This window comes from Pseudorhodobacter sp. W20_MBD10_FR17, from assembly GCF_052119765.1.
Lineage (GTDB): Bacteria > Pseudomonadota > Alphaproteobacteria > Rhodobacterales > Rhodobacteraceae > Pseudorhodobacter.
The window spans coordinates 1-10,613 of sequence record NZ_JBGQOQ010000062.1; the positions used below are offsets into that span (position 1 = coordinate 1).

Sequence of the window (10,613 nt, forward strand, 5' to 3'; positions counted from 1 at the left end):
TTCTGGAGCAAGACCAAATCTTGTGGGTGAATCAATTTGCCACACGACTTGTGGGTAACTTCAAGTGCAAAGACCCCCAACGGTGTCTTACTTGCACGATGTCAGGACCATGTATTTAGGCGCTAGGACCTTACGGTGAAGCAGTATTCAGCACTTCCGGCCCAGTGCTGCCGTTGACCGTTTGTCCCGACGCTGCGGTGCAGCTTCCCAAAGAAGACCTTGGTCGTTTCCAATTTTGTCACCGATTTGCTCTGGCTTGATCGCCCTTTCTCAGCGACCAAACGTGACACGGGCGACTATTGTTCAGCGGCCGCGCGTCTCTCATGAGCAAGCTCTATCAGAACTTTGGGGATCGCACGACGGATCCATGGAGAACGAAAATCCTCTGCTGCGTCGGCATGACGAGTGAGGATTTGATAAATTTCAAATGCCCAATCCTCTTCAGCTGCAAGGTCTCGCTTTAGACTTCCATGCGAGTAGCGGTTTTCAATTGCGTAGTAGTTATTTCGCCAATTCTCGTTCAGGGAGCTCAGCCAATCAGCCACAAACTGTTCAGCAGATATGTGATGAAGCATGGGGATTATCGCATATGGGTTTTCGCCATTGTTTGTTGGCGAGACTTGCTCGAAGAACTGCTTGGAGTCAGTTCTTACCATGACCATGACCATGACCATGAGAGACTCGATTATGACCTGACGGCTTCGCCTCCCATGTCATCTCCGCGTCAAACCAGATCGACAGCGAACCACGCTGCTTCAGGGCTCAATTATAGTGGGACCAATTTTTGGTCTTGTAATTCGTAGGGGGTCCAGCTGCTCATGGACATTAGCTATCACGCTGGATTCATGTAGTGAATCCTCGGGGCACGATTTGTGCAACAAAGCCGCGCCAATGGCTCCTTTTGGAAAACAGCTCCTGCGAAAATCGGTTCTTTTCCCTATTTCCTGAAGGCATACTGATATCTTGTTTTAGCATGAGTCAGCATCTGCTCTGAGCTGTCAAAATAAGGTTGTGTAATTTCACACGCGAACTGGACGGTCGATCAGAATTTTTCCAGCTTGCGAAACAACAACGAAAGTCCAAAGCACAGGATAAAATAGAAGGCTGCTGTCGTCAGCCACGCTTCGAAAATAAGGCGTGTCGAGGCGACAAGCTCCACAGTCTTATATGTCAGTTCCTGCACTGAAATCAGCGAGATGATGGAGCTGTCTTTGATCAGGCTGATAAACTGGTTTGCCATCGGGGGCACCACTTTGCGGAGGGCTTGTGGCATGACGATATAGCGCATTTCCTGAATACGGTTCATGCCCACTGCGCGCGCCGCTTCGCGCTGGCCGTCGGGAACAGATTGGATGCCTGCGCGTACGATCTCGCCGACGAAAGCAGCTTCAAACATGGCCAAGACGATCACGCCTGAAATTAGAGAGGGAAAGCGGCGCATATCGCCAAAGAAGAATTCCCAAATGGCTGCATTGTCGCCGCGCGCGATGTCACGCGACCAGGCGTTCAGGTTCAGCGCGTCGATCAGTTGTTGGGACAGAAAAAAGAAGAAGATAAAAATGATCACGACCGGGGGAATATTGCGCAGGAGTTCAAGATAGGTCCTTGCGAGCAACCGCACGGTCAGGTTTTCCGAACAGCGCGCCACACCCAAAAGTGTACCAAGGATCAGCGCAAGAACACTGGCGTAAATGCTGATGCGGATCGTCGCAAACAGACCTTGCAGCAACAAATTGGCGAACCATTCCTGCCGATCTTCGCGGTAGCGCAGGATGTAGTCGGGGATCAACTCCCAGCGCCAGTCGTAGTTGAGAGCACCTTGCATGCGCACAGCGATATAGGTCGTGATCCCCGCCAGTACGGCAAGGATCAACCAGTCAAGCCAATTGAGGCGTTTTAACACTTTGATGCGTACAGCGGCCCTTACCGCGTGACTTGATCTTCCCAGTCGCTGCCTTTGAACCAGTAGTCATTTCGCTCTTTCAACCAACCGCTGGCGTGACGTACTGCGATCCAGTTATTGAAGAAGTTGAGCGCGTCGGCGTCACCTTTGCGGATGGCAAAGCCTTCGCCAGTGGCAAGGAACGTCTGGTCGAACGGGACCGACAGAACATCGGGATAGCGGCGCACCTCGATCGATGGGGTTGGTTCTGCTTGCATGTTGGCGTGGGCATTACCGTTGAGCACTTCCTGCGTCGCCGCACCGTCCTCGTCAAACAGCAGCAGCGTCGCCTCGGGGAAGAGCTGTGCGATAGTGGTCGCGGGTGTGCCGCCGCGCCGCGCCGCGAACGTCACGTCGGGGCTATTGTAGTCTTCCAGCGTAAAACCCTCGGTCATTGCGGTGTTGGCCAGAATGGTCAGACCGGAATAGGCGTAAGGGTTGGTGAAGTTGACTGTCAGGTTACGTGCGGGCGTGATTGACATTCCAGAGATGATGACGTCGAAGTCGCCCGAGACCAACTGGGGGATAATACCGTCCCATGCGGTTGGTACGAATTCAACATCTACGCCCATATCTTCGGCCAAAGCGCGACCCACGTCGAGTTCAAAACCGACCAATTCACCGTTCAAATCACGCATGGACCACGGCGTAAAGATCGACAGGCCGATGCGGATGACGCCGTCTTGTTTGATTTGCTCGATCACCGATTCAGAGCTGAGCGATTGTGTGGCAGTCTGGGCCATGGCGGGTAGCGCAAAGACCGTGCTCGTCAGGGCGGCAAACGCCAGTCCAAGCGTGTTGGACATAATTTTTCTGCGTGTCATAGACATAGTTTCTTCCTTGTTTGGGTTTTCGTCAGTTGGTGGGTTGAAACCGACGTTCCAGCAGCGAGACGCCGAACGACAGAACGAGGGTCAGGGCCAGATAGGCGGCCGCGACGGTGAACCATATCTCAAAGCTCATGTAGGTATCAGAGATGATGTTGCGCCCGACTGTCGTCAGCTCCGCCACGGCGATAACGCTGACGATGGCGGATGATTTGATCAGGTGAACCACCTCACCTGTCAGAGGTGGCAGCATAAAGCGCACCGACTGGGGCAGAATTATATAGCGATAGGCTTGCATACGGCTCATGCCGATGGCGGCCGCGGCCTCCCATTGCCCTGCTGCGACAGAGTTGATGCCCGCACGAAAAATCTCGGAAATCAGGGCGGAGTGGAAAACACCAAGCGTCAACATTGCCGCGATCCAGCGATCAATCCCGAACACGGGACCAAGCACATAATAGAATAGATACAGCAGAACCAGCAGCGGGATGTTGCGGATAAATTCCAGATAGCCGATGGCCACGCCGGTCCCGACGACCAACCCCGACAGACGCAGCAGCGCCACACCAAGGCCCAAAACTGTGGCCAAGGTAAATGACGCTAAGGAGAGAATAATCGTTGCCCAAAGCCCAGTCAGGATCTCGCCTGCCTGAAACCCGTCATCGGTAAAGGTGTAGATGTATTTTGGCACCTGATACCACTGCCAGTTATAGCCCATCTGCTGGGCGCCGCTGTAGGACAACCAAGCGATTGCAGCCACCACGACCAGATAAATCGCTACCGCAACCGGCGTGGCATTCAGCACACGGTTTAGCGAATAAAGGCGCGCGACGGACCTCATTTAATGCTCCAGAATCTGGTCAAGAAACAGACGCGCCCGCGCGCTTTCGGGGTTTGTGAAAAACGTCTGGGGTGGCGAGACTTCGACGATGCGCCCCGCTTCCATAAACACCATCGTATCGGCGACCTTACGGGCAAAGCCCATCTCGTGGGTGACGACGACCATCGTCATGCCCGTTTGCGCCAGTTCCACCATGACATCCAGCACTTCGCTGATCATCTCGGGGTCAAGCGCTGATGTCGGCTCGTCAAACAGCATCACCTTGGGCTCCATGCTCAGCGCACGCGCGATTGCGACTCGTTGTTGCTGCCCGCCCGAAAGTTGTGCGGGGCGCTTGTCGGCTTGTTCTGGAATACGGACCCTTTCGAGGTATTTGCGTGCTGTGGCTTCGGCGTTTTGGCGGCTCAGCTTGCGCACCTTCATCGGGCCGATGATCAGATTTTCGAGCACGCTCAGATGCGGAAACAGGTTGAATTGTTGAAACACCATACCAACATTCTGGCGCAGCTGCCTGATATGCGGGCTATCAGCCGTAAGAACGACATTATCGACGGTCAACTGCCCGCGATCATGAGATTCCAGACCATTGAAACAACGAATAAGTGTCGATTTGCCAGAACCGGATGGGCCACAGACCACAACACGCTCACCCTGCCGAACTGTCAAACTTACATCTGTCAAAGCTTGGAAATCACCGAATGATTTGCTGATGTACTCGCACAAGATGATGGGCGGTTGTGGCATTTTTAGGTACTCTCCATTACGATCAGCTACTTAAAGTCAAAGGGCCAGCGGACAAGCTATTATTTGGACAAATATAAATTGCAATCCAACCACGCTCGTGCTGGCGCGCTTCCAAAACCCAGTGCAGTTACGATTCCAATATAATGCAACAGCATTGCTTCCCGAGTAAACCGCCGCGAAAGCCGACATCCGAAATAAGTGCAGCACTCGTCAAAATGGGCTCTGAGCCGCCTTGCGGCAGTGTAGGTATAAATCCCGTTTCGAACTCGCATGAATGTCGGCTCTTATCGTGGCTGCTTACTCGTTTGCAATTGCAGCATAGAAAAAGCGGGCATTGACCGCAGCGAAGGGCGGCTCAGAGCCGATGCTGTTGAAAAACTCACAACTTCGAGCGAACGGACCAGATTGGCAGAATATCTTCCTTCCACGGCGACCTTCTGCGAGCAACGTTTGCAATTTGGCGCTTGGTGAGAACGGCTTTCCAATTTTTCGAGGGAATTTTCGCGGGGGAGAGTTTTTCAACAGCATCAGCCCAAAGTGCCAGATTTCTGCTTCGCAGCGAATGGCTGCTGTCGCAACATCGCCAAAAACGTTAAATAACTGCTTGGTTTTGGAATGGGGTTTGTGGCAGCATAAATTGAGGTAGTTTGAGTGCGTTCCAAAAACCAGGGTTTTTGGGAGATGCTCAAGGTTTCGTTCCTAGTCTTTGATGTAGTTGTATCGGTGTTCGAAATTTGACAAAATGGTTCCTATGACAAAACTCAAAAACTTACTTGCCGTCACTGCTGTGTGCGTTTTTTTTGGCTCTGTTTTTTTGGTAACCTGTTGCAACAGACGCCTTCAACATTGACTATAATAATTTTTGTCATTGGCTCAGTGTCTTTTGCCGCGCTGTTTTTTCTAAGGGCTTTGTCATTCATGAGTTGGCTAAAAGAACGCTTCTTTGGATGAGCTCCAGCCGCGTTCCATTAAAGGTCTAACAGCATCAGAATTACCTCCCAAAAACGACGGTTTTGGGAATGTGCATGGATGAGCGGCACCCCTAATTTTGAGCAAAAGGCTAGAGGCTCACCATGCGCTGAAAAACGCCCTGCGTATCGGTCGCCAAGGTGAAATCCGCGACCGCACCGCCGAAGGGCAGCATTTCCGCATGGCTGGCCTCAACCTCCTTGCCGCCAATGTCATTTACTGGAACACCAAACATCTCGGAGAAGCCGTCGCCTCACGAAAACGCGGCGCCCTCAACTGCTCCCCAGATCTTCTGGCGCATACCTCACCCCTCGGATGGGCACATATCCTCCTCACGGGCGAATACAGGTGGCCAAAACAATAACCAAAAATCTTAGGGTGTCATTTTGCACTCACCGGTATTCGACCCCAAGCTCAGAGGTTTCTGTCTGCGCATGACCAAATCAACCTGATTTTCCGTCCCCGACGCTATCAACTCACCCCAATCTCATACCGCCACGCCCGCAGTGATGCGTTCAGCCTCTGGGCCGATTACACCGCCGAATTGGCGGCATAGCCCTGCCTTTTCCAATGCTTCACAAGCGATCGACAACAACTTGGCAATACCTGGCAGGGTCATGATACGCAAATGCCAGAAATCGATCCATCAGATCAGTTTCTGGCCATGCACTCACGTTTAACAAAGCTACCAATCAAACTCTTTAGAAAATGAACATGTCAGCGGTCAAATCAGACAGAGAGCACGATTTGATCACCGCACAGTCATTGCTACCGATGTCTCCGAAGTTCAGCTCGACAGCCCAGCCAAGGTTGACCGCATGTTCGACAATTCCCGTAAAATCGGTGTAGAATGCTGAAACATCGATCAGGTCCAAACCTTTTTCAAAGTCTTGAACTGTGTCGCGGCCGCTTCCAATGGTGAATACGAACACATCTGCGGCTTTGTCTGCGCTCCAAGAACCACCCCACAGGTTGTCGTTTCCGGCACCACCTTCAATGGTGTCGCTCCCCAAGCCGCCGACCAGTTTATCTTCGCCGGCACCACCAGACAGTGTGTCTGACCCAGTGCCACCAAGCAGCAAGTCGTTGCCTGCGCCGCCGTCGAGTTTGTCGTTGTTGTTTCCACCGTCCAGAGTGTCGTTGCCTTCGCCGCCCAGAAGCATGTCATCGCCGTCGTTGCCGAACAGGTTGTCCGCACCCGCGCCGCCATCAACAAGATCAGCACCTGCGCCGCCGTTGATTTCGTCAGATCCAGCCTCGCCGAACAGCTGATCGTCGCCGTTGCCACCGCGCAGTGCATCATTGCCGTCACCGCCATAGACGACATCGTTGCCGTCGCCTGCGTTGATCGTGTCCGCACCCAGGCCGCCAAATCCGAAGTCGTTGCCGTCTTCCAGGTTGATCGTGTCGTTGCCGGCGCCGCCGTCAGCAGTGTCATTTCCTTGGCTCGCGTTCAGCGTATCAGCGCCATCGCCACCATACAGCTTGTCATCGCCGTGGCCACCCAACAGCACATCATCACCCGTTCCACCGTCGATGGTGTCAGCACTATCGTCAAACACATAGTTGCTATTCTTTATAATCGCGGCTTCATTGAATACCCAATGCCCACCCACCAACTGCCACTCGGCGCCGACGCTGTCGCCCGCCAACAGGTCATTGCCCTGCATGCCTTCCAGCCAGTCAGCGCCAAGATTGCCCGACATACGGTCAGCAGCGGCATTGGTCGTTGTTGAGCGGGTCAACATCGAGGCCGAGTTGATATACATGTCTTCCGTTGCTTCTTGCAGAACCGTGCTATAATGCGCGTTCAAAATATCGACAGCAGCCTGACCGATGTCGATTTTGATAATGGCATCATCAAAATCAAGGTCACCGCCATTGTAGAGGTCTTCGAAACCGATTTTGATGGTCCCGTCATTGCCCTGCATCAACCCAACAGTGTGCTCTTTGCCGTCTGCGTTCAGTTTTGCCAGATCGTCAAAAGCAGCTGTGTGATAGATTCTACCGGCAAGTTTGGTCACGACGCCTGTGGTCGAGGTGTGAACCAACGTGCTGCCGACGGAATAGATCGATCCAACATTGCCCTTTGAGTCGATAAAGGAGAATGTGCCATCGTCCATCTTATCAAGATTGTTCAGAGAATAACCTTCAGCGACAAGGAAAAATCCAACCTTATCGCCAGCATTCACATCATAGCTCATGGTCGACTTGCCCGCGATCAAATTTCCGCCTGAACCTGCAAGCGACGCATTTTTCCAAAGCAATTCGACGTCTGAAAAATTGCCATTGACGTCAACTTTGTAGACACCGATTGTATTGAGGTAGCCAGCGCCTTCGGATTCGAACGTGACAGTCATTGGGCCGTCAGTCGCAGTTGTGATCAAATCTGTTTTGAAGATTTGTTGATCAACAACGTCGCCGATCAGATGATCGTTGCCTGCGCCACCCGTTACGGTGTCGCTGCCAGCACCTGCTTTGACAAGGTCGTTCGCAGCAGTCCCGGAAAGGACGTCATTTAGCTGGGTGCCGTTAATCGGGTTCGTGTAAACAGTTGTCGTCACCACATCTAAATTCCTTCGTGTCAATGAACGATTTAAGGCGCTCTGCAATGCCTTCTGGCTTGCTTATGATGTTGTTTTACAGAGAAAAGCTCAACAAATCTACGCGACAGAGGGATAGGTTGGGGCGCAACTGGACAGGAGCACGCCCTGACGAATAGTTCGGCTAGTCCGTTTGGAGGCCGGATCTATCCATCCGGGTAGTTGAAGATTTCAGGTTTTCCATTCCGTGAGCCGATCAACTGAAATCTAGGTATTGCCAAGCTGTTCGGTCGTTATGAACAGCCTGTTACTCAAATGAACGCTCCCCAGAGACGAAGTTTCTCAACTTCAACTCGAAAGACCCGGCCTGCGAAGAGGGCAGCGATCGAGGGCGCAACGGTGACCGCCGTGGATGTGACGCGCCGCGTGGTCGTGGCACCCGGCGTCGAACATGTGGGCGTGCTCTACAGCGGCACTGGATTGCGAGAGGCGCGCAACTGGCTTGATGCGGCCTTCGGGCGGGAAAGCACGGGGCCGGTTGTGAAGCCGGGGTTGTGGATTCTCTTGCTGCTAGCGGGGATTGTGGTGCTGTTCCGGCCTTTGGCGGGGTTTTTGCCGGTGGGGGTGCCACAAAGGCACACGCCACAAGTCTCGGTGCGGCGGTTCTGGGCCGCCGTGCTGCTGCCTGCGGTGGTGGTGCCTTTGGTGGCCGTGTTTGTCTATCGGCCGTTTCTACCGGTGCTGGTGGCGGATTACCTGATGATCCATCTGGCGCTGTACGGCGCGGCACAACTGGCGATCCTGCAGGTCTGGCCGTTGCCCCGGGTGGTCTGGGTCGCGGCATTGGCATTGGTGGTCTGGGGGCTGGCGGTGTTCGGCCTCGCTATCGACCGGTACGCGGCGTCGTTCGTGCCGACGATGCAGCGGCTGGGGATCATTGCGGCGCTTATGGTGGGGACGGTCCCCTTCATGCTGGCCGATTGCATGGTGTCGGTCGGCGGCTGGCGGCTGGCGGCGGTTGGTGGCGCGGCTGATGTTTCTGGCATCGCTGGCAGCGGCGGCGTTCATGGATCTGGAGCGGCTGCTGTTCGTGCTGATCATCCTGCCGGTTATCGGTCTGTTCTTTCTTATCCTGTGGCCGCTGGGTGGCGCGCCAAAGTGGTGCCGGGGCAGCGGGGCTGGGGATTATCCTTGCCTGGGCACTTGGGGTAAGTTTTCCGCTTTTTGTCGTGGGCTAAAAGCGCAGCCGCACAATCTGCCATATCGTATCGGGCGGTTGCGCAACTTTCGGGTGAACGTCATGCGAAACGAAATGCGGATTCATCCCTTTGCATGACGGTTTTTCAATACGGTCACCCTATCGGCAGTGTTTGCGAACACATCTGATTGCGGTGCAAAAGAATCTTCTCAGTCACAGGTGACACGGCTTGCAACTGACCGCGCTCTTTACCGAGCCTTTGCCTCGCCACGACAGCGACTGTCCGTTCAGCACGTTCAGATCAGTCACTTCTGCGATGATCTGATCGCAAAGCTGCACGGCCTCCGCCGCCTGCGCTTGGCTGAGGTGCCTATACGCCGGTCGGGCGATGTGGTCGTACCACACCCCGCCGCAGATTGTGTCAAGTACGATCCGCTGAAAGCAGTGATCGTTGCGAATCGGCCAGTGGCGTTTGCTGGTTTGCGCGAGTGCGGGCATGACCGTTCGCGTAAGATGCAGATACTGCTCGATAAGTGCGAGGTGGGTTGTTTGCGGCAAATCAAAACTGCGCTGCATCTTGTCTTCCAGTGGTGGGCTAGGGTTGGGCCAATCGGGTATATTTTGCAGAACCAGTTCCGCTTCGAGCCGCATGTCACCGACCACAAAGACGGAACACGGGCTTACGACCGCATCCGAGATATGGCTTCATTGCTGTGAAATCCAACTGTCCTTCCAGCAGGTGTTCGATGGTGACAAAACTGTACAGCGCCACTCCGCCGCGCATCAAGGCCGATGTCTCATGCTGCCTGAGCGGCCCCAGTAGCACGGGGAGCTTGACTTGTGATGCGGCAACGACATCTTTAAGCCTATGAAAAGCGAACTCCTTGACCCATCAACGCTCAGCGAAATCATTGAGATGGCGCTGAGCGACCATATAAGCTTTGATCAGATCCGTGCCCTGCATGGGCTTGGTCCGGATCAGGTAAAAGCACTGATGCGTCAAAACCTGAAATCCGGCAGCTACCGCGCCTGGCGCAGACGTGTGCGCGCTTTTGCCGATCGGCGCGAGGTTTACAAATGAAGGCAGACCCCCATCCCTGGGCCTGCGATCTGTCGCTGTTGTATGCCGAGGTCTGGGCACGCCTGACCCGCGGTGTTCACGACCGGCATGCCCCGGCCCGGCACCCGACATTGGCGACTGTTTCTCCGGAACGCAGGCCGCAGGCTCGCACGGTCGTCCTGCGCGCGGCTGACAAGGCGGCAGGCACGCTGGATATTCATACCGATCTGCGGTCGGCCAGGCACTGTCAGAGGAAAACTTATTGAGGCGGGCAGGGAGAGCAATTAGCGTCGCGGTATGACAACACGCAGCCCCTTTCGCTACTTCAAGACGAGCCCAGAGATCATCCGCTTGGCTGTCATGATGTATGTTCGGTTTCCACTTTCGCTTCGGAATGTGGAAGATCTTTTGTACGAGCGAGGCATCGACATCAGCCACGAAACGGTTCGGTTTTGGTGGAACAGATTTGGCCCAATATTTGCCGCAGAG

At 54.2% G+C, this 10,613-nt stretch carries 10 protein-coding genes and 4 pseudogenes; 6 read left to right on the forward strand and 8 right to left on the reverse strand.

What is annotated here, in order from left to right; genetic code table 11:
• Positions 1–296: 296 nt before the first annotated feature.
• The 6 genes and pseudogenes from ACEN2J_RS19735 to ACEN2J_RS19760 form a co-directional block, all read right to left on the reverse strand.
• Positions 297–674, reverse strand: coding sequence for a hypothetical protein (locus tag ACEN2J_RS19735; RefSeq protein ID WP_442108329.1), 378 nt, complete (start codon positions 672–674; stop codon positions 297–299).
• 16 nt (positions 675–690) lie between these two features.
• Positions 691–804, reverse strand: a pseudogene (locus ACEN2J_RS19740) (IS5/IS1182 family transposase); the annotation flags it as partial.
• A 238-nt stretch (positions 805–1,042) separates the two neighbouring features.
• Complete coding sequence (locus tag ACEN2J_RS19745) at positions 1,043–1,873, reverse strand: amino acid ABC transporter permease (RefSeq protein ID WP_442108330.1); 831 nt, start codon at positions 1,871–1,873, stop codon at positions 1,043–1,045.
• Between the two features lie 50 nt (positions 1,874–1,923).
• The gene (locus ACEN2J_RS19750; protein WP_442108332.1) at positions 1,924–2,766 is read right to left on the reverse strand and encodes a transporter substrate-binding domain-containing protein; all 843 of its coding nucleotides are present in this window, start codon (positions 2,764–2,766) and stop codon (positions 1,924–1,926) included.
• Positions 2,767–2,797: 31 nt separating this feature from the next.
• Positions 2,798–3,610 (reverse strand): amino acid ABC transporter permease, encoded by an 813-nt coding sequence (locus ACEN2J_RS19755; RefSeq protein WP_442108334.1) that lies wholly within the window; start codon positions 3,608–3,610, stop codon positions 2,798–2,800.
• Positions 3,611–4,354 (reverse strand): amino acid ABC transporter ATP-binding protein, encoded by a 744-nt coding sequence (locus ACEN2J_RS19760; protein WP_442108336.1) that lies wholly within the window; start codon positions 4,352–4,354, stop codon positions 3,611–3,613.
• Between the two features lie 1,063 nt (positions 4,355–5,417).
• Here ACEN2J_RS19760 and ACEN2J_RS19765 point away from each other — a divergent pair.
• Positions 5,418–5,687 (forward strand): annotated as a pseudogene (locus ACEN2J_RS19765) (Tn3 family transposase); the annotation flags it as partial.
• Positions 5,688–5,732: 45 nt separating this feature from the next.
• Positions 5,733–5,879, forward strand: a pseudogene (locus ACEN2J_RS19770) (IS6 family transposase); the annotation flags it as partial.
• Between the two features lie 145 nt (positions 5,880–6,024).
• Here ACEN2J_RS19770 and ACEN2J_RS19775 read toward each other — a convergent pair.
• On the reverse strand, positions 6,025–7,935 hold the full coding sequence (locus tag ACEN2J_RS19775) for a DUF4114 domain-containing protein (RefSeq protein WP_442108338.1): 1,911 nt from the start codon (positions 7,933–7,935) through the stop codon (positions 6,025–6,027).
• Between the two features lie 330 nt (positions 7,936–8,265).
• On the opposite strand from ACEN2J_RS19775, the gene ACEN2J_RS19780 reads away from it, so the two are divergent.
• Entirely contained in the window at positions 8,266–9,078 is an 813-nt protein-coding gene (locus tag ACEN2J_RS19780) for a hypothetical protein (RefSeq protein ID WP_442108340.1), read from the forward strand.
• 199 nt (positions 9,079–9,277) lie between these two features.
• Here the strand turns inward: ACEN2J_RS19780 and ACEN2J_RS19785 are convergent, their stop codons facing one another.
• The gene (locus tag ACEN2J_RS19785; protein WP_442108342.1) at positions 9,278–9,640 is read right to left on the reverse strand and encodes a hypothetical protein; all 363 of its coding nucleotides are present in this window, start codon (positions 9,638–9,640) and stop codon (positions 9,278–9,280) included.
• A gap of 292 nt (positions 9,641–9,932) precedes the next feature.
• On the opposite strand from ACEN2J_RS19785, the gene ACEN2J_RS19790 reads away from it, so the two are divergent.
• The 3 genes and pseudogenes from ACEN2J_RS19790 to ACEN2J_RS19800 form a co-directional block, all read left to right on the forward strand.
• Positions 9,933–10,145: a DUF2805 domain-containing protein gene (locus ACEN2J_RS19790; protein WP_442108344.1), complete on the forward strand. Its 213-nt coding sequence runs from the start codon at positions 9,933–9,935 to the stop codon at positions 10,143–10,145.
• Complete coding sequence (locus tag ACEN2J_RS19795) at positions 10,142–10,390, forward strand: hypothetical protein (protein ID WP_442108346.1); 249 nt, start codon at positions 10,142–10,144, stop codon at positions 10,388–10,390. Before ACEN2J_RS19790 ends, ACEN2J_RS19795 begins: the two co-directional genes overlap by 4 nt.
• A 31-nt stretch (positions 10,391–10,421) precedes the next feature.
• Positions 10,422–10,613, forward strand: a pseudogene (locus tag ACEN2J_RS19800) (IS6 family transposase); the annotation flags it as partial.

What these genes read in the sequence shown, in the direction of transcription:
- ACEN2J_RS19735 (WP_442108329.1), bottom strand. Translation starts at nt 674, where the DNA reads ATGGTCATGGTCATGGTCATGGTAAGAACTGACTCCAAGCAGTTCTTC.
- ACEN2J_RS19750 (WP_442108332.1), bottom strand. Translation starts at nt 2,766, where the DNA reads ATGACACGCAGAAAAATTATGTCCAACACGCTTGGACTGGCGTTTGCC.
- ACEN2J_RS19755 (WP_442108334.1), bottom strand. Translation starts at nt 3,610, where the DNA reads ATGAGGTCCGTCGCGCGCCTTTATTCGCTAAACCGTGTGCTGAATGCC.
- ACEN2J_RS19760 (WP_442108336.1), bottom strand. Translation starts at nt 4,354, where the DNA reads ATGCCACAACCGCCCATCATCTTGTGCGAGTACATCAGCAAATCATTC.
- ACEN2J_RS19785 (WP_442108342.1), bottom strand. Translation starts at nt 9,640, where the DNA reads ATGCAGCGCAGTTTTGATTTGCCGCAAACAACCCACCTCGCACTTATC.
- ACEN2J_RS19790 (WP_442108344.1), top strand. Translation starts at nt 9,933, where the DNA reads ATGAAAAGCGAACTCCTTGACCCATCAACGCTCAGCGAAATCATTGAG.
- ACEN2J_RS19795 (WP_442108346.1), top strand. Translation starts at nt 10,142, where the DNA reads ATGAAGGCAGACCCCCATCCCTGGGCCTGCGATCTGTCGCTGTTGTAT.